Below are 18,216 nucleotides of genomic sequence, written 5' to 3' on the forward strand. Positions count from 1 at the left end.
ACGGGACCGATAAGTGTTTTCTGGTTGTCGTGTCAGGAAAACCTCGAGAGCGATCCGGGTCTCAGTCGTCGGCGATGACGCGGTCGTCGCTGGTGGCGACGAGGCGGTCGATGGCGTCGACCATCGCCTCGACGGAGGCGCGGGTGATGTCCGAGTCGCTGGCGGTGACGGTCACGTGGTCGTCGCCGCGGGACATCTCCACCTCGACGGTGACGATGGCGTCGGTACCGCCGGTGATCGCGTCGACGTGGTAGGATTCCAGATGCGTGTCGAACGAGTGACCCAGCGCCGACTGGACGGCGTTGATCGCGGCGTCGACGGGTCCGGAACCGATCTCCGCCTCGGTGCGCTCCTCGCCGTCGACCAGCAGGGAGACGGTCGCCGTCGGCGTCGTGCCGCCGGCGACGGTAGTGAGTTCCGTGATCTCGACGCGGCGGTCGTGTTCGGAACCGGTGACGTCCTCGGCGATGGTAAGCAGATCGGCGTCGGTGACGCGCTTGCCGCGGTCGCCGATCTCCTTGACGCGAGCGACGATGTCCGCGAGTTCGTCGTCGGTCACCTCGAAGTCCTTCTCGTCGAGGGCGGCCTTCACGCCGGCGCGGCCGGCGTGCTTGCCGAGTGCCAGACGCCGCTCCCGCCCCACCTTCTCGGGCGGGTACGGTTCGTACATCGCGTCGTCCTTCAGGGTGCCGTCGGTGTGGATGCCCGACTCGTGGGTGAAGGTGTTCTGGCCGACGACTGCCTTGTTCGGCGGCAGCGGGATGCCCGTCGCGCTGGCGACGAGTTCGGCGAGGTCGTACACCTCCGTGAGTTCGAGCGTCTCGACGCCCCAGCCGTGCGAGAGGGCGATCGCGACTTCCTCGATGGCGACGTTGCCGGCGCGCTCGCCGATGCCGTTGACCGTCCCGTGGACGACGTCGGCGCCCGCGGCGATCGAGGTCAGGGCGTTCATCACCGCGAGCCCGAGGTCGTCGTGGGTGTGGGCGCTCACCGGCCCCAGCTCGGAGAGCCGGGAGACCGCTTCGAGCGCGCCGTCCGGCGTCGCGTGGCCGACGGTGTCCGCCCAGCAGATGCGGTCGGCGCCGGCGTCCAGCGACGCACCGAGGAGTTCTTCGAGGTAGTCCAGGTCCGCCCGGGAGCCGTCCTCGCCGATGACCTCGACCCACAGGTCGTGGCTCTTGGCGTACTCGACGAGTTCGACCGTGTTCTCGACGTTCTCCTCGTGGGTCGTCCCGACCTTCTCGGTGATGTGGCGGTCGCTCGCCGGTACGACGAGGTTGATCCCGTCGACGCCGCACTCCAGCGCGAGGTCGATGTCGCGCTGGATGCCGCGGCAGAAGCTCGTGACCGTCGCATCCAGGTCCAGCTCGGCGACGCGGGAGATGGTCTCCCGCTCCCCGGGGCCGGTACAGGCGCTGCCGGCCTCGATGAAGCCGACGTTCGCGCGGTCGAGCGCGCGAGCGATCCGCGCCTTCTCGTCGGGCGTGAGCGAGACACCCGGCGCTTGCTCGCCGTCGCGCAGCGTCGTATCGAGAAACTGTACGTCTCCTGCGTCAGAGAGGTGAGTCGTCTCGGGATGGTCGCCAAAGAGCGTGGTCCCTTCGCGCTCACCGGAACCGTCACACATGACGGAGAATTTCGCGGCCAGCCGCCGTGAGGCGACTTCCTCTATCCTCCGTGTCGGTATGGTCCGACATCGTATGCTACCGTGAAGCGAGCGGTCCTAATTAAACCGTCGGGTTCGATCCCGCGTGCAAAACTGGCCTCATTCGCCGTCCAGACGGACCCGGTCGCCCGGTTCGACGCCGTCGGCGGCGCCCCCCGGTAGCTCGACGAAGCAGTCGGCCTTGGCGACGCCCGTCCCCCGCCACGGCGCCAGCGTCTTCACCTGCACCACCTCGTCGTCGAGCAGCCAGATCACGTCCAGCGGCGTCCGCACGAACAGCATGTGGACGTCGCGGTAGCTCGTCCGGTCGAAGTCGAACACGAGCGCGTAGCCGTCGGGCAGCGACGACTTGCCCATCAGTCCCTTGACCTTCGCGAGCAGCGAGTCGGCGGTCTCCACGTCGGTCGCAAGCACCCGCGAGTCGCCGTCTGCCGGATCGTGGACGAGACGCATAGGTCAGCGTCCGCGCGCCGCGGCAAAACGGTTGCGACGCGAGCGGGCAATTCAAACCCGTCGAGTGCGACGGACTGGGCATGGAGAAGACGCCCTCGGGGACATCGGTGGGGGTCGAGGACCCCTACGCCCACGTCGACCGGTGCGACCACTGCACCGACGACGGCCGCTGCCGGTTCGCCGTCGAGCAGGGCGACCGCGACCCCGAGTTCGCGAACGCGCGGAGCCGCGAGGACTTCCGCTGTCCGGTGGTGGGCGACCTCGACGAGGAGGGGCTGACCGGCCCGTGGGAGTGGGCCGACTGCCCGCACTTCCGCGCTCGCAACCGCGACCGCGAGTGCGAGCGCTGCGGTCTCGAAGAGCATCGGATGGCTCACGACGACGAGCGACCCCTCCTCGAAGAGCATCACCTCTCCTACCAGTCGGGGTCGCGGGAGGGCGACGGCGACCCGAGCCACGAGATCACCGTCTTCCTCTGCCGGTGGTGTCACGCGAAGGTCCACAACTCGTGGGCGAGCGTCGCGGACGACGTGAACCCCGACCCCGAGGCCATCGCCGAGCGGGAGGGACGACGCTCGCGCGAGCAGGCAGAACTGGGGTTCCAGTCGGCGGCCGAGCGGTTCGACACGGGCGCTGACGGCGACGGGGACGGGGATGGGGACAGCGAGAACGAAAGGAACGACCGCTTCGGCGACGACGGCCGGGGCTTCGACGCGTAGACTTTTGCGAGCGACGGCCTAACTAGCGGGATATGACCGACGATGACGCCGCGGAAACGGCGAGTTCCGATCACCCACACACGGTCGGGCACGTTCACCTGAAAGTACGGGACCTGGAGCGGGCGCTGGCGTTCTATCGGGAGGTGCTCGGCCTCGACGTCACCGAGCGCGAGGGCCGCTACGTCTTCCTCTCGTGGGGCGAGCGCCATCACGACGTCGCACTGCAGGAGGTCGGCGACGGTGCGGAGGGACCGAGCCGCGGCGTCGGCCTCTATCACGTCGCCTTCGAGGTGGCGACGCCCGAGGCGCTCGCGAGCGTCTATCGACGCCTGCGCGACCGCGGAGTGCAGGTCAGCCCCGTCGACCACGGCATCAGCAAGGCGCTGTACTTCGCCGATCCCGACGGCAACGGCGTCGAGGTGTACCTCGACACGCGCGGATCCCACGAAGAGACCGACTGGCGCGGCCGCAACGACCGCTTCGATCCGACGGAACTCGTCTGAGAAGACGGCACCGGGTGGCCCGCCGCGCTCGTCTCGCTCAGACCGTCTCGTCTTCTTCGCCCGGGAGCAGCGGCGCGTCGCGGACGCCCATCGAGAGCGACGCCGCCGCGATGCCGCCGACGAGGACGATGAACCAGTAGTTCGACAGCCGGAAGAGGAAGACGGCGGCCGTCGCCGTCGGGAGGTCGACCAGCGCCATCGCCGCGACGACGGCCGCCAGCGCCACCTCGAACCCGCCCAGCCCGCCCGGCAGCGGCACGACGTTCAGCAGCGTCACGACCGGGACCGCGAAGACGACGAGCATGAACGGGACGTGCGATTCGATGGCGAGGAAGCTCGTGTACAGCGGGAGCAGGAAGAACAGCCAACCGGTCACCGACAGCGCGACGGCCGCCGCGATGCCGCGCCGGTCGCCGGCCAGCTGCCCGACCACGCCCGAGAACCGCCCGAGCGCCTCCCGGACGCGCTCGGGCGCCAGCGCCGCGGCCGCCCGGCCTGAGACGCGACCGACGGTCCGGCGCAGGCCGGCGGCAACCGACAATACCGCACGTTCGAGCACGTTGCGGCGGTAGATGGTCAGGAGGACAAGCCCCACGATGCCGATCGAGATGGCGGTCATGGTCACCAGTACGGACTGGAGGAGCGCGCCGGTCGGCCCCCGGCGCGTGAGGATCAGGATCGCGAGGCCGACCACGGCGAGGATGAGCGAGGCGAGGACGTTCAGGAACGCGAAGACCGTCGACGCGGCCAGCGCGGAGTCCTGAGAGGCGTCGGTCTCGCGGCTGACCGTGTAGGAGAGCAGGACCGGGCCGCCGCTCTGGCCCATCGGGATCACCTGCTTCAGGAACTCGCCGCTGAGGTACGCAGCGCGGTAGCGCAGGCCGCCGACGGCGTGGCCGGAGCTCCCGATCAGCTGTCGCACCGCCTCGCTCCAGCAGCCCAGTGCGACGAGCACCGACCCGAATCCGACCGAGAGGACCAGCAGGTCCGCCGTCGCCAGTTCCGCGAACACGGCCTCGGGGCCGACCGCGAGCAGGAACCCGCCGACCGCCAGCAGCGCCAGCGCGAACCCGGCGACCAGCCGGAAGCGACGTGACATACTCGTGAACAGAGACGGCCGGACGGTAAAAATCGTCCGGCGCGGGACTCGATTCCGGGGTCCACGGCGACGGGGAAGGCTCCCGCTCGTCCGCGGGCTACCGCCCGTCGACCGGGTCTTCCGTGGGGTCGAGCGGGCTGGGCGGATCGGCCAGCCGCACCGCGACCGTCGACGAGGCGAGCGCGCCCAGCAGGACGACGAACCAGTAGTTCGACAGCCGGTAGAGGAAGACGCCCGCCGTCGCCACCGGGAGGTCGAGTCCGGCGAGCGCGACGACGACGGCCGCCAGCGCCACCTCGAACCCGCCCAGTCCACCCGGTAGCGGGACGACGTTGACGAGACTCAACACGGGGACCACCAGCGCGACCAGCGCGTAGGGCACCGGCTCGCCGATGGCGTGGAAGCTCGTGTACATCGGCAGGAGGAACAGCGCCCAGCCCGCCAGCGAGAAGGCGGCCGCCCGCCACACTTGCTCACGGTCGGCGAGCGCGCGGTCGAACGCCGCGTAGTACGTCTCGAAGGTCGCGCGAACGCGGTCGGAGGCCATCGCTGTTCGCGCACGCTCCGAGAGGCGACCGACCGTCGCTCGGCCCGCGCCCGCCAGCCGGAGAACGAGCCGCTCGACGAGCGCGCGGCGGTAGTGGACGAGGAGCCCGAGCGACAGGAGGACGGTGACGGCGAGGGCCAGTCCGACGACCAGCGCGGTGAAGACCGGTCCGCTGGAAGCCGTGCCGGTCGCCACGAGCACGCCCAGCCCGACGGTGGCGAGGGCGACCGAGGCGCCGATGTTGACGAACTCGACGACGGTCGCGGCGGCGAGCGCCTCCTCGTAGGGGGCGTCGGTCTCGCGGCCGACCGCGTAGGAGACGAACACCGGGCCGCCGGAGTGACCCATCGGGACGATCTGCTTGAGGAACTCGCCGCTCATGAACGCCGCCCGGTAGCGCGGCCCGTGCACGTCCGCCCCGGTACTCACCAGCAGTCGCCGGAGCGCCTCGCTCCAGCAGTAGAACGCGGCGATCACCGCGAGGAAGCCGACGGCGAGGACGGCCGGGTCGGCCTGTGAGAGTTCGGCGATGACGCTCGCCGGCCCGACGAACCAGACGAACCCGCCGACCGCCACGAGCGCCAGCGCGAACCCGAGGACGACCCGGACGATTCGTCGCATCTACCGGCCGGACACGTGCCTGCGGGATAAACGCGCTGGCATTCCGGCGGCACGCGTGGAGGCTGGGAAGTCCATTCTCCACGTTCCGGACTCCTTTTACCCCCCGGCGAGTTACGGGGCGGTAATGACCCGCATCGACGTCGTCGACAACCACGGCCAGTTCACCCACCTGGAGCAGCGCGCGCTCCGGGACATGGGCGTGGACGTGGAACTCGTCGACAACGACACGCCCCCCGAGGAGATCGACGCCGACGGCCTCGTCCTCTCGGGCGGCCCCTCGATGGACCGCATCGGCAACTGCCCCGACTACCTCGATCTGGACGTCCCCGTCCTCGGCATCTGTCTCGGCCACCAGATCATCGCCCGCGAACTCGGCGGTGAGGTCGGCGAGGGCGACTACGGCGGCTACGCCGACGTGACCGTCGACGTGCTCGACGACGCGGACCCGCTGATCGGTTCGCTCGCCCCCGAGACGCGCGTCTGGGCGAGCCACGCCGACGAGGTCAAGCGCGTCCCCGAGGGCTTCGAGCGCACCGCCGAGAGCGACATCTGCGGCGTCGAGGCGATGAGCGACACCGACCGCGATCTGTACGGCGTCCAGTGGCACCCCGAAGTGGCCCACACCGAGCGCGGCGAGGAAGTCTTCGAGAACTTCCTGGCTATCTGCGAGTGAGTCCGCGAGGGGATCTCCCGACCAGATTCTCGATCGATAAATCGCCTCTGAGCGGCTGAAATCCCCGCTGACGGGCGTCTGACGCGACTCCAACGATTAAAGTGGTCGTGGAATCATTGGCGTACAACGATAGTCATGACGACCAACCAGGGGAATCTCGCGGGCCTCTCGCGGTTCGTGTTCCGGGCGCCCAGCTGGTACTCCAGCATCGGGTTCGCCCTGCTCATCGCGGCGATCATCGGGGTCGCCGCGTTCGACTCCCGGTTCGTCTTCGAAGACGCCTGGGAAGGGCTGTTCTACATCGGCCTCCCGACCGTCGCGGCGAGCGTGTTCACGCCGTACGTCGACCGCAAGCTCGGCGGCCAGCTCACGCGCAATCAGGCCTCGCTGCTTGCGCTCGCCTGCGAGCTGTTCACCATCGCGGTGCTGACGGTGACGGCGATCGTCGCCGCGCTCACCCCGTTGAGTCAGACGTTCGTCGTCGACGCCCTGCTGGTCACGCTCGCGTCCATCTTTGCCCTGCGCCTGTTCGTCATCCTGGCCGTCTCGCGGCAGCGACTCGTCGTCGCCTCGGCGGCCGCGAGCATCCAGACAGCCGCCGCCGCGCTCTTGCTGTTCGTCTACAGCGGGACGATGCGCTACCTCGAGTGGGGCGGCCCCGTCGCTCGCGCGTTCCTCTTTCGGGCCGACGAGGCGCCCCAGCGCATCGCCGAGATGCACTACGTCGACCCCGCGAAGTTCGTCATCCTCGCGGTACTGTGTCTCATCTACGCCGCGGCCGTCTGGCTGTTCCTGACGATCATCGACCAGCCGTGGCAGCGCAGCCTCGGCGTGAGCGTCCTCGACTTCGTCCGCGGGTTCATCGGCCACATCGCCGAGGGGAGCAACGAACTGGAGACGTTCTTCGAGGACATCGGCGAGGACGCCATCGTCCCGGTCTCGGTCCTCTCCGCTCGCCGCCCCGAGGGCGGCGAGAAGGCGCGGTTCGTCCTCCCGATGCTCCACCCCGGCCCGATGGGCGAGATCGGCGGCGGCAACCTCCCGCGGCGCATCGCCGAGCAGGCCGACGGGCTGGCGTTCCCGCCCCACGCTACCGCCGGCCACGACTTCAACCTCGTCACCGAGCGGGAGGTCGACACGGTCATCGACACCGCCGAGACCGCCTACCAGCGCATCGAGTACGACGAAGGCGCCACGAAATCCGTGCGCGTCGAGGAGGGCGAGGCGACGCTGACCGGACAGGCCTTCGGCGACAGCGCCTTCCTCGCTTCGACGTTCGCGCCGCAGTTCGCCGACGACGTCGAGTACGCGGTCGGACTGTCGGCCGTCTCGGAGGCCCGCACCGACGGCCTGAACGACGTGATGCTCGCCGACGCCCACAACTGCAACAACGGCCTCGACGGCGAGGACCTGGGCCACGTCGTCCCGGGGAGCAAGCGCTCGTTCGACATGATCTACGGCGCCGGCGAGGTCGGCGAACGGCTCGCCGCAGCCACGCGCCGACCGTTCGAACTCGGCGTCGCCTGGGACGAGACGCCCTGGGAACCCGAGGATGGGATCGGCCCGCTGGGCATCCGCGTCGCCGTGTTCGAAGTCGAGGGCCAGCAGACCGGCTACGTCTTCGTCGACGGCAACAACATGGTCCCGGGGCTCCGCGAGCGGATCGTCTCCCGGATCGACGCCGTCGACCGGCTCGAAGTCCTCACGACCGACACGCACGTCGTCAACACGATGGAGGCGGAGAACCAGGTCGGCGACGCCATCCCCGAGGCCGACCTCGTGGCGCTGATCGCCGACCTCGTCGACCGCGCGAAGGAAGACCTCGAACCCGTCGAGGCGGGGATGGAGACCGAGAGCGCCGAGGTGACCGTCTTCGGCAACGACCGCACCGAGATGCTCGCCTCGACCGCCAACGCCGCCGTCTCCATGGGCGCGCCGCTGGCCGGCGCCATCATCACCGCCGCCCTCGCCGTCTCCGCGATCATCTTCCTCCTCGCGAGTATCTGAGCGGCGGACTGCCCACCGACCGGACCGCCCGCGCTCGCCCCGACACCGAAATGCCGAACAGGGAGTCCGCCGTAGTCGGTCGCCGTGAGCCGCTCGCTGACCGACGTGGCCCCGGCGTTGATGGTCCCCGCCGCGTGGACGCTCGCGCTCGCGGCCCGCGTCGACGTCGTCGGTCGCCGACCCCTCCTCGTCGCGCTCGCCGTCATGACGGTCCTGCTCGGCGCTTTCGCCGTCGCCACCCGCGACGCGATGACGGGGCCGGTGCTCGGCCTCTGGCGCTGGGTGCTCGTCCTCGGGTTCGTGATCACGCTCGTCGCCGCTGTGGACCTCGCCGTCACCCCCGAGATCGACCCGACCCTGGCGATCGCATTCTACGGATGGATGGTCCTGCCCGCGCTGGCGTTCGTCGCGACCGCCCAGTCCGTCGAGAAACCCTTCAGTACCGTCTACCTCGCCGCGACCATCTGCTCGCTCGCCGGCGCCGGCACCCACGCTCTCGCCGGGTCTGCCGTCGAGGCGGCCGTGGGCATCGCCGTCGTCGGCCTCGGCCAGACGGCCGCCGTCGTCGCCGCGGCCGTCCAGAACAGCGGCACTCTCGAGGGGTGACGCGGGGAAGGATCTGGACAGCCGATATGGCGGGTGTCTGCGAACAGTCCACGGACCCGTTGTTCGCTTCGACAATTTGCTCAGTGTAGGATACTACTATATCGACGGATGGGGGAGTTCACTACGCTCTTCGGGCCTGAAACTCCTCTCTCCGGTAGTACAGGTATCCGGAGACGAGTATGACTCCTACGAATGCGAGCGGATTCCCCCGGACAATCGTGGATTGAACTGCCCCTACAGCCCATGCTACGATGAGGATACTCGCGCCTCGCTTAGTCTGTCGCCACATCCCATAGGAACCAGCTAAGTAGAGGAGCCCGACGGGGAGATGCGTTAGTGACCCGGGAATTGACAGTACAAGACTTGCAAGCCCAAGTAATCCAGTCCAGACTGCAATAACCACAACCCCCAACGGTCGTCCATTACTGAGCCTCATAAACGAACATCGTGACATCTATTAAATGTATTTGCTGGTTTAGAATGTACGCTAACTATGAACACACTGAGCGAGAGATCCGCCCGCGGTAGCCCCGAAATCGACCGGCTCTCTGGTATCCCGGATCAACCCCGTTCTGTTTCGTCGGTCGCCGCTCGCAGGCGCTCGATCCGGCGCTCGGTCGGCGGATGCGTCCCGAGCAACTGCCGATAGATGACCCGCCGAGTCCGGTCGAAAAAGCGGTGTTCCTCCCACGGCGACGGGACGATGGCGAACGCGTCGGTCGCCGAGCGACGCAGGTCCTCGCTCGGCCGGCCCCCGAGTTCGGCGTCGAGCGTCTCCAGCGCGCTCGCGAGCGCCGCCGGATCGCCCGTCATCGTGGCCGCGGCGTCGTCGGCGACGTACTCCCGGGCGCGGGCGACCACCGCGGTACAGAACCGGCCCGCCAGCGCGACGGTCCCGGCCAGCAGCGCGACCACCGGGTTGATCCCGTAGCGGTCGAACAACCGCTCGGCGTTCACCCGCGGGAACGAGAGGGCGGTGAGGACCGCCGCGTCGGAGTTGGCCACGTGCGCGAGTTCGTGGGCTAGCACCGCGTCGAGTTCCCGGTCGTCGAGCGCCTCGGCCAGGCCCGCGGAGACGACGAGCGTCGACTCGCTCGGCCGGTACCCCACGGCCGCGGCCGTCGGCGCCCGCGACCCCGTGAGGCGGACTCGCGGCGATGGAACCGACGCCTGCGCCGCGAGGCGGTCGACGCGCGCCTGCAGCGCCTCGCGGCGCTCGGGGTCGCGTGCCGCGTCGAACTCCGCGCCGAACTCCCGCAGGACCGCGCTGTCCGTCAGCTCTGATCGGACGAGCGCCGCGAGGTGACCGACGACCAGGAGGGCGCTGATAACCACCGTGAGCGGGAGGACAAGGTCGTACGGAGGCCAGCGCGTCGCGGCGACGTACACCGCTGCCAGAGCGCCGGCGGCGAGAAGGACGACGCCGGCGACGCCGACCCATCCGACGCGCGCGACGAACGCGCCGCAGACCGACCGCGCGTGTCCGGCGAGCAGCCGGACGGTGTCGAGCGGCGACCGATCGGGGCCGACCTCGTCGCCGTCGTCCTCGTCGGCCACCCACGGCGGCGAGTCGCTGTCGACCTGCCACGGGGCTTCGTCTCCCTCGGTCGCCCAGGCAGGGTCCCCGTCGGAGTCGTCGTCGTCATCGTCTTCCGAGCGGTCGCGAGCGATCTGGAACAGCAGGAACGGGTAGAACGAGGCGAGCAGCGTGATGAGCACCAGCGCGAACACCCAGCTGGGCATTCCGAGCCGCCGGAGGAGGAAGAGCGTGACCGCGAGCGACGCGGCGATCGACGTCGCGAAGGCCCAGCCCAGCAGGTTCGGCGCGACGCCGATGCCGACCTCGGTGGTCGCGGCGGCGTGATACGCGAGGAAGACGACCGCGAGCGCGACGGCGTAGACGGACACGCCCGCGACGAGCGCCACCGTCGGATCGCCGAGGGCGTGGTCGAAGAAGCCAGTGGCCAGCAGCAGGAACCAGTAGGTGACGACGCCGAACACCAGCCCCTCGAAGGCGACGAGGGGTGCCGCGACGGCGGTGAGCGCGACCGCGGCCAGCGCCATGCGAACGCGGAGGCCGAGGCTAGAGCGCGACGACGTGGAGGGCATCGTCGGGGAAGTCCGTTAGCCGCTCACTTCAGTCGTGGGGATCGCGCCGCGCCGAGCGTGGCTGCTGTTGGGGTAGGGAGTCGAAGAACGCCGAGGAGGAGATTTGAACTCCTGAGTCCTTGCGGAGACCTGCTCTCGAAGCAGGCGCCTTGGCCAGGCTAGGCTACCTCGGCTCATTCACCCCTACACGGAAGTCGACTTTATCGGTTACGGTTTACCGGACGGCGTGGGGACGAGTGTCGTGGCCGGGTGTGCTGCGGCCGCGGAGGCGGTCGACCGCTACGACGGCGGTCGAGGCCCCCGAACGCGGGGTCAGGACCGCGGCGCGTCCACCCGAAACAACCAAACACCTAAAGTGTCGGCAGACTCACCGGACGCCATGGACGTCACCGAAGCGAGCGCGGAGTGCGAGCGGGTCCTCGACGAGGTCGGTTCGGCGATCATCGCCGACCGCGAGTTCCTCGAAACCGTCTTGCTGGGATTCGTCGGCCGCGGCCACGTTCTCATGGAGGACGTGCCCGGGACCGGCAAGACTCTCACCGCCCGCAGCATGGCCACCGCGCTCGGCCTCGAGTTCTCCCGCGTGCAGTTCACCCCCGACCTGCTGCCCGCCGACATCACGGGCACGCACGTCTTCAACGAGCGCGAACGCGAGTTCGAGTTCAACGAGGGGCCACTCTTTGCCAACGTCGTGCTCGCCGACGAGATCAACCGCGCGCCGCCGAAGACCCAGTCCGCCCTGCTCGAAGCGATGGAGGAGGAACAGGTCACCGTCGACGGCGACACCTACGACCTGCCCTCGCCCTTCTTCGTCCTCGCGACGCAGAACCCCGTCGAGATGGAGGGGACCTTCGAACTCCCGGAGGCGCAGGTCGACCGCTTCCTCGTGAAGACCTCCATCGGCTACCCCGACGAGGCCGGCGAGGAGGAACTGCTGCACCGCCGCCTCGCACGCGACGAGCAGAGCCCGTCGGTCTCGCCCGTCCTCGACGACGAACTCGTGACCTCCCTCCGCGAGGCTCCGGAGACGGTCCGGGTCGACGACGACCTCGTGACCTACGTCTCGGCGATCGCCCGCGCGACCCGACAGGACCGCCGCGTCGCGGTCGGGGTCTCCCCGCGCGGGACCCAGCGCCTGCTGGAGGCCACCCGCGCCCGCGCCGCGATGGTCGGCCGCGAGTACGTCACCCCCGACGACGTGAAACGGGTCGCCCAGCCGGTGCTGGCCCACCGCGTCGTCCTGACGCCCGACGCCCGCGTCGACGAAGTCCAGAAATCCACCGTCGTCGACGCCGTCCTCGACGAGGTTCCCGTCCCGACGGTCTGACGGGCGTCTACTGTTCGCTGCGGTCGCTGTCTTCCTCGATATTCTGCTGTTCGGAGCCGCCGCGGTCGGAGTAGCGCTGCCGGCCGACCGACTCGGCGGGCATCATGTTGAGCATCCCCTGCCGGAGTTCCTCCGCGGACTCGAACTGCTGGTCGTCCGTGCCCGCGAAGAGGTCGCCGATCGAGATCGGGTCGGCGCTGGTGCGCTCGATCTCCCGGTCGCCGTACCGATCGGCGAGTTCGCCCGCCGTGATCGGATAGGACAGGTCCTCGAAGACCGGCTCGATAGACTCGAAGTTCACGCCCATCTCGTGGTCGGTGTCGTTCTCGCTCATGGCTCCGCTGGGTGCGGACCGCGCAACTACGTTCACCTTGCATTGACAGGCGCCGGGACGAGAATCGGAAGAGCACGCCCGAGGTGCCAGAACACGCCGGATTTCGACTGGCAGATCACTCGCCGATAGCGGGACATCGGTCGTCCGTGACCAGTCGGCGGTCAGGGGCCGGCGCCGGAATCGCCCGGCGTCTCCCCCAGCAACTCCTCGGCCTGTTCCCGGAGGGGTTCGGGGAGGTCGTCGCTCTCCGAGAGCGTCTCCAGCGTCGCTTTGCACTGGGGGTGTGCGAGTTTGCTCAGCGCGCGCTCGCGGTACCGGTCGTCGATTTCGTCCCGTCGCACGACGTCCGAGAGCTTGTCGCAGTCGTTCGCGGTTTCGAGGTCGTCGAGCGCCGCTTCCCGTGCCTCGGCGTCCCGGGAATCGTCGAGCGCGACCTCCAGGTTCTCCTCGGGTGTACTCATTTCCCGGTCGTTCGCCAGCCAGTCGCTTAGGCTGCCGGCTTTCAGGCGCGTCCCGCCGACACCTCGGACCGATGACCGAAACAGTGATGGACAGCCGTGAGCAAGCCGGAATAATCGATGGCTCCGAGTCGAGCGGAACTCACCGGCTGCTGGTGTTGGTTTCAGGAACCGCGCGTCGTGGCGACGTCGACCGCTACGTACGTCGGCTGGACGGAATACGACGACCGCGGGTCGGTCGGGATCGCCCGATTCGACCACGACGACCTGACCTTCGAGGTCGAACGCGGCGTCGGCGAGACCCCCGGGATGGCGCCCGACGACCACAACTCCCCGGCGGTGTACGTCCGCCGCGACGGGCGGATCGCCCTGTTCTACACTGCGCACAACTGCCCCGACGGGAACCGCTACCGCGTCTCCGAGGAGCCCGACAGCATCGACAGCTTCGGGGACGAACGGGAGGTCCCCGACCACAACCAGTCGACGTACCCGATGCCGTTCCGGCTGAACGAGCCGGAGGAGCTGTTCTACTTCTACCGGGACGGGCCCGACGACGGGAGCCCGAGCACGTTCTACTTCTACCGGTCGGACGACGACGGCGAGACGTGGTCCGAGCGCGAGCGCCTGTTCGAGATCGAGGGCGACGACTACTCGGGGTACATCAAGGTCGCCGAGAGCGACGACCGGCTGGACATCTGTTACTCCCGCCACCCCCGTCCGGCCCCGCTGGGCAAGTGCGACGTGCGCCACTTCTACTACGACGGAGCCGACGACCAGTTCAGGGACAGCCACGGGACGCCGATCGAGACCCCCGTCCGCGAGGAGGAGATGACGAAGCTCTTCGACGCGGAGGAACGCGGCGAGCGCGGCTGGATCTGGGACGTGGCGACAGACGGCGAGGAGCCCGCAATCGTCTTCTCGTCGTTCACCGACGGCGACGAGTCCGACCAGCGCTACTACTACGCGAAGTTCGCCGACTCGTCGTGGCAGGTCACCGAAGTGGTCGAGACCGACCACGTCTACGCGACGTACAGCGACGACACGGTGAACGAGCAGGAGTACGCGCCCGGTATCACCTTCGCCCACGTCCAGGGCGACGACGTGCTGTACCTCTCGCGGGGGCCGAAGTCGCGGGAGAACAAGCAACGGGGGCTGGACGTGGAGCGCTGGCGCGTCGGCGACGACTACGAGACCTTCGAGCGCGAGCGCGTCCTCGCGGAGGGGACCGAGAGCAACCAGTTCCGGCCGGTCGCACCGCGGACCGCCGGGACCGAGGAACACGACTCGCCGATCCGCGCCGTCTGGATGTTCGGGCAGTCACGGGCGCCGTACAACTACCACGACGACGAGGAGACGCTGCGGCTGTGCGCCGAGATCGAGACGCCCGACGGCAGGGAGACGGTGCCGATGGACGAGTGGGCGAGCTACGAGGGATAGCTCGGATCTAGAAGGAGATTTTCGCGGCGGGCGGTCGCCGCTACGGTTCCAGCGCGTAGAGCAGCAGCGCGCCCCCGACGAGCAGGAAGACGAGGACGCTCGTGGGCAGCGAGGTCGAGACGAACAGGTAGACGACGAGCGCGAGCGTCCCCGCTGCGAGCGTCGTGACCGTCGCGCCGCCCAGGTGGACGAGCACGGCTCTGCGGACGGGCGCGTCGCGGCCGAGGTGGTCGGCGAGCCCGACGACCTGCTGGGCGGTCGTCCACGTCACGACAGTGGCGGCGGTGACGAGCAACAGGATGGCCGGCGGCGCGCCCTGCGCACCCGCAAAGAGGAGCGCGCCGAACATGAGGCCGCTGCCGAGCGTGACGCCCAGCCGCGAGGCCCGGTCCGTCGCGACCCCGACGAGCGCGAGGCCCGCGAGCGCCCCGGCCGCGGCGACGAAGTTGACCGTCAGACCGAGCACCGCGACGATGCCGGGCGCGAGGGCGAGCCAGACGGACTCGCGCGCGGGCCGGCGGACGACGCTCACGCCGACCACCTCCGGTGGGCCGCGTCGAGTGCGGTCTCCAGCGGCCGGTCGGTGTTCCAGTCGACGACGCGCACGCCCGAGCGGCGCAGGCGGGAGATGCGCATCGCGCGCTCGACGGCCGCGAGGCGCTGGCCGGTGGTCTCCCGGGCGGTCACGTCCGGGCTGATCACGGTGACGGGGAACCCGCGAGCGTGGAGCTGGCGGGCGATGACGACGGCCTCGTCGTCGCACAGCGGCGCGCACAGCAGCAGTTGCGCGTCGCTGGGGAGCTCCCGGCGAAGCCGCCGTTCCTCGATCTCGCCGTAGAAGCCGCCGTCGGGCGGGCGGCCGTCGAACGCCGAGTGGGTCTCCAGCAGTCGACGGGCACGGGCGCCCTGCCCGGCCCCGCCGCGGGGTTCCAGCCAGCACCACTCCGGGGAAAGCGCGGCCAGTCCCACCGAGTCGCCGGCGCCGATCAGCGAGGAGATGACCACGTCGGCGGCGGCGACCGAGTGTTCGACGGCGGAGGGCGCGTCGACGCGCGGGGCGGCGTAGGCCTGCTTGCGGGCGTCGATCATGACGACGACCGTCGCGGCGTGCTCCTCGCGGAAGAGGAGGGTCGCGAACTCGCCGGTGGCGGCGACGCGGTTCCAGTCGATGCGGCTCATCGGGTCGCCGCGCTGGTACTCGCGGACCGAGTGGAGTTCGACGCCGCTGCCGCCGGTGTCGGTCACCACGCGGCCGACGCGCTGGGCGGTGTGGGGGTGGACCGGGATCGACTCGTCGGCGGCGAGGTCCAGATCCGCCGCGAGGACTGCACCGGACTCCGCCGCGACGTGGCGCTCGCGTTCGAGCGCGCCGCTGAAGTCGCGAGCGACGACGTGGACCGGGTCGAAGGCGTGCTCGCCGCGGACCGCCTCGACCGTGTACGAGAACGAGACGGTCTCCCCGGAGCGGAGCGCGGTCGCGAACCGCGGGGAGCCGTCCATCACCCGGATCGCCGGTGGAACGCCGTCGACCACGCGCAGGTCCGGCACGAGCGAGTCGCCGTCGTTGGTGACGCTGACCCTGACGGTCACCTCCTCGCCGGGCGCGGGGTCGGCGGGCTCGAACTCGCGGTCGATCGTCAGCGAGACCGACGGCGGCGAGGAGAGGTAGACGTAGCCGGCGGCGCCCACGATGACGGCGGTCGCGACGACGAGTCCGGGCGGCACGTCGGCCTGGCTCGCCCAGATGCCGACGCCGACGGTGAGCAGCCCCAGGCCCGTCAGTCCGGTCCAGCGGTTGGTCCGCCGGTCGACCTGCCGGCGCGTCGGCGCGTCCGTCCGGCGGACCGACGGTCGGTCGTCTTCGGCGTCCTCGCCGTCGTCGCTCGGATCTCCGTCCATCTCCGGGCTGCTGGCAGCCTCTGCGGTCAGATCGCCAGCGGAGAGACCGGGCGCGAGGGCGGTGAGTTCGACGAGCACGCGGTCGGCGTGGGCGGCGAGTTTCGACCCGCGGCCGACGAGCGTGCGGACCTGGTCGCTGGTCGACGAGACGCGCGACTCGCCGGTGAGAAACTCCGCGGCGACGGGGTCGTCGGTCCAGGTCCCGTCGGCGATGCGCTCGCGGGCCTCGGCCTCGGTGATCCGCTCGGCCTGCGCGTAGATCGACACCGCCGCGTCGCGCAGGCGCTCGACGAGGCGCTGGCGCGCGGAGAGGCGCTGGCCGCCCATCCCGTGGACGGCGTCGTGGAGCAACGAGTCGAATTCGGTGCCGGGGACGGCCACCGACTGGCGGTACTCCACGTCGGCGGTCTCGGCCGTCTGCACGTCGGCGAACACTCGACGCACGAGGATGACGGCCCCGAGCACGAGCGTCGACCCGGCGACGAACGTCACCAGCGTCGTGTCGAACGGGAGTTCGGGGACGGCGTCGAACCCGACGACCGCCGCGAGCCCGAGTATCACGGCCAGCAGGCCCACCGCCGCTCTGATCGGATGATCGCGGATCGACGGCGCCTGCAGGTCGACGTCGCCGGAGACCGCCGCGTCGACCACGTCCATCGCCGCGCCCGTCGCGTCGCCGCGCTGGAGGCGCTGGTCCGTTGCGGTCCCCGGGTCCGGGTCCACGTCGTCGGGGCTCACGACGCATCACTCCCGTCGGTGGGCTCGTCGCTGGAATCCAGCCCGTCGGTAGCCTCGCCGTCGTCGAGGACGTCCGTGTCGATCGTCGCATCGACGGACTCGCTCGCGCCCGCCGCATCGACGCCGTCGTACTCGGCTTCGATGGCGCGGAGCGTCTCGGCCGCGCGGCGCTCGTGGTCGTCGGTGACGGGTTCGTGCCCGTACCGGACGCGCTCGAAGAGGTCCGTCAGATCGTCGACGCGACCCTCGTCCATCCCGGCAGTGACCGCGGCGTCGGCGAACTCGCCCGGCGTGCTCGTCGCCGGGTCAGGCACCTGAAGGGCAGTCGTCATCTCCGCCCACGCCGCGTAGACGGCGTTCGAGGCGTTGCCCTCGTGGTCGTCGATGCGGTCGGCCGCCCGGCCCGCCGCCTCGGCCACGTCCGGCGTCTCCTCCGGTTCCGGGTCGGCACTGGGCTCGGGATCGATCGACGCGTCGACGCTGTCGCTGGCGTAGTAGACCAGTCCGACAGCCATCGCGAGCGCGAGGCCGATGACCCCGAACGTGAGCAGCGACGGCATGTCCCGGCTCTGCTGTTCGACCGACTCGTCGGCGCTGCCCATCTCGCCGCCGCCCTGCAGCCCCTCGGAGAGGTTCTGCGGGGCGTTCTGGATCGGGTCCGGGACGGCGACGCCCGAGACGAAGTAGATGATGGCGAACAGGCCGACGAAAAAGCCGATACCCAATAGCGCGCCGAGCAGCCGCGTCCGTCCGAGGAAGAACAGTCCCGGGAGCGCGAGGAGGACGAAGCCCGCGATCAGGAGTTCCACCCAGTCACCGTTCAGTCCGAGCGGCTCACCGCCCGTCTGGTTGGAGTCGACGGGCGGGCTCCGCGGCTGGTCGCTCGACCCGGGACCGGATCCCTCGCCCGGCCCGCGCTCGAGGCCCTCCGTCGTCGCGAGCGTCGAGGCCGCGAGCGCGAGCGCGACCACGCAGAGGACAACCACTACCGCCGCCAGCGCTCTGTCTGCCATGAACTGA

At 69.9% G+C, this 18,216-nt stretch carries 17 protein-coding genes and 1 tRNA gene; 7 read left to right on the forward strand and 11 right to left on the reverse strand.

The features are described 5' to 3' along the window. Nucleotides 1–61 precede the first annotated feature (61 nt). On the reverse strand, nucleotides 62–1,627 hold the full coding sequence (locus tag AB2U09_RS06345) for a (R)-citramalate synthase (protein WP_459191859.1): 1,566 nt from the start codon (nucleotides 1,625–1,627) through the stop codon (nucleotides 62–64). Nucleotides 1,628–1,765: 138 nt separating this feature from the next. Then, nucleotides 1,766–2,119, reverse strand: a complete 354-nt coding sequence (locus AB2U09_RS06350; RefSeq protein WP_459191860.1) for a DUF192 domain-containing protein — start codon at nucleotides 2,117–2,119, stop codon at nucleotides 1,766–1,768. Between the two features lie 80 nt (nucleotides 2,120–2,199). Here AB2U09_RS06350 and AB2U09_RS06355 point away from each other — a divergent pair, with 80 nt between their 5' ends. After that, nucleotides 2,200–2,838 carry a DUF7097 family protein gene (locus AB2U09_RS06355; protein WP_459191861.1) on the forward strand — a complete coding sequence of 213 codons (639 nt, stop codon included), beginning with the start codon at nucleotides 2,200–2,202 and terminating at the stop codon, nucleotides 2,836–2,838. Nucleotides 2,839–2,870: 32 nt separating this feature from the next. After that, a complete protein-coding gene (locus tag AB2U09_RS06360) occupies nucleotides 2,871–3,341 on the forward strand; it encodes a VOC family protein (RefSeq protein ID WP_459191862.1) in 471 nt (156 codons plus the stop codon). 37 nt (nucleotides 3,342–3,378) lie between these two features. Here the strand turns inward: AB2U09_RS06360 and AB2U09_RS06365 are convergent, their stop codons facing one another. Continuing rightward, the gene (locus AB2U09_RS06365) at nucleotides 3,379–4,440 is read right to left on the reverse strand and encodes a lysylphosphatidylglycerol synthase transmembrane domain-containing protein (protein ID WP_459191863.1); all 1,062 of its coding nucleotides are present in this window, start codon (nucleotides 4,438–4,440) and stop codon (nucleotides 3,379–3,381) included. A gap of 97 nt (nucleotides 4,441–4,537) precedes the next feature. After that, a complete protein-coding gene (locus tag AB2U09_RS06370; protein WP_459191864.1) occupies nucleotides 4,538–5,608 on the reverse strand; it encodes a lysylphosphatidylglycerol synthase transmembrane domain-containing protein in 1,071 nt (356 codons plus the stop codon). A 124-nt stretch (nucleotides 5,609–5,732) separates the two neighbouring features. Between AB2U09_RS06370 and AB2U09_RS06375 the strand changes: the two genes are divergently transcribed. The 3 genes from AB2U09_RS06375 to AB2U09_RS06385 all read left to right on the forward strand — a co-directional run bounded on the left by AB2U09_RS06375 (nucleotide 5,733) and on the right by AB2U09_RS06385 (nucleotide 8,894). Further along, nucleotides 5,733–6,281: a GMP synthase subunit A gene (locus tag AB2U09_RS06375; RefSeq protein WP_459191865.1), complete on the forward strand. Its 549-nt coding sequence runs from the start codon at nucleotides 5,733–5,735 to the stop codon at nucleotides 6,279–6,281. Between the two features lie 135 nt (nucleotides 6,282–6,416). After that, entirely contained in the window at nucleotides 6,417–8,288 is a 1,872-nt protein-coding gene (locus AB2U09_RS06380) for a DUF2070 family protein (RefSeq protein ID WP_459191866.1), read from the forward strand. Nucleotides 8,289–8,372: 84 nt separating this feature from the next. After that, on the forward strand, nucleotides 8,373–8,894 hold the full coding sequence (locus AB2U09_RS06385) for a hypothetical protein (protein ID WP_459191867.1): 522 nt from the start codon (nucleotides 8,373–8,375) through the stop codon (nucleotides 8,892–8,894). 561 nt (nucleotides 8,895–9,455) lie between these two features. On the opposite strand, the gene AB2U09_RS06390 is transcribed toward AB2U09_RS06385, so the two are convergent. Together AB2U09_RS06390 and AB2U09_RS06395 are read right to left on the reverse strand one after the other, a co-directional pair. Then, complete coding sequence (locus tag AB2U09_RS06390) at nucleotides 9,456–11,003, reverse strand: M48 family metallopeptidase (RefSeq protein ID WP_459191868.1); 1,548 nt, start codon at nucleotides 11,001–11,003, stop codon at nucleotides 9,456–9,458. A gap of 88 nt (nucleotides 11,004–11,091) precedes the next feature. Next, nucleotides 11,092–11,176, reverse strand: a tRNA-Ser gene (locus AB2U09_RS06395). Between the two features lie 206 nt (nucleotides 11,177–11,382). Between AB2U09_RS06395 and AB2U09_RS06400 the strand changes: the two genes are divergently transcribed. After that, nucleotides 11,383–12,330, forward strand: a complete 948-nt coding sequence (locus tag AB2U09_RS06400) for an AAA family ATPase (RefSeq protein ID WP_459191869.1) — start codon at nucleotides 11,383–11,385, stop codon at nucleotides 12,328–12,330. Nucleotides 12,331–12,337: 7 nt separating this feature from the next. Here AB2U09_RS06400 and AB2U09_RS06405 read toward each other — a convergent pair whose 3' ends face one another. Together AB2U09_RS06405 and AB2U09_RS06410 are read right to left on the reverse strand one after the other, a co-directional pair. Beyond that, complete coding sequence (locus AB2U09_RS06405; RefSeq protein WP_459191870.1) at nucleotides 12,338–12,664, reverse strand: DUF5789 family protein; 327 nt, start codon at nucleotides 12,662–12,664, stop codon at nucleotides 12,338–12,340. Nucleotides 12,665–12,825: 161 nt separating this feature from the next. After that, nucleotides 12,826–13,125 carry a hypothetical protein gene (locus AB2U09_RS06410; RefSeq protein WP_459191871.1) on the reverse strand — a complete coding sequence of 100 codons (300 nt, stop codon included), beginning with the start codon at nucleotides 13,123–13,125 and terminating at the stop codon, nucleotides 12,826–12,828. 117 nt (nucleotides 13,126–13,242) lie between these two features. Between AB2U09_RS06410 and AB2U09_RS06415 the strand changes: the two genes are divergently transcribed. After that, the gene (locus tag AB2U09_RS06415; protein ID WP_459191872.1) at nucleotides 13,243–14,559 is read left to right on the forward strand and encodes a BNR-4 repeat-containing protein; all 1,317 of its coding nucleotides are present in this window, start codon (nucleotides 13,243–13,245) and stop codon (nucleotides 14,557–14,559) included. Nucleotides 14,560–14,599: 40 nt separating this feature from the next. On the opposite strand, the gene AB2U09_RS06420 is transcribed toward AB2U09_RS06415, so the two are convergent. From AB2U09_RS06420 to AB2U09_RS06430, 3 genes are read right to left on the reverse strand one after another with little or no spacing between them, the layout of a single operon-like run. Further along, nucleotides 14,600–15,091, reverse strand: coding sequence for a DUF7519 family protein (locus tag AB2U09_RS06420; RefSeq protein ID WP_459191873.1), 492 nt, complete (start codon nucleotides 15,089–15,091; stop codon nucleotides 14,600–14,602). Continuing rightward, entirely contained in the window at nucleotides 15,088–17,196 is a 2,109-nt protein-coding gene (locus AB2U09_RS06425; protein WP_459191874.1) for a DUF58 domain-containing protein, read from the reverse strand. The genes AB2U09_RS06420 and AB2U09_RS06425 overlap by 4 nt, the downstream gene beginning before the upstream one ends. After that, nucleotides 17,193–18,209, reverse strand: a complete 1,017-nt coding sequence (locus tag AB2U09_RS06430; protein WP_459191875.1) for a DUF4129 domain-containing protein — start codon at nucleotides 18,207–18,209, stop codon at nucleotides 17,193–17,195. Before AB2U09_RS06430 ends, AB2U09_RS06425 begins: the two co-directional genes overlap by 4 nt. Nucleotides 18,210–18,216: the final 7 nt, after the last annotated feature.

This window comes from Halosimplex yunnanense, assembly GCF_054504345.1.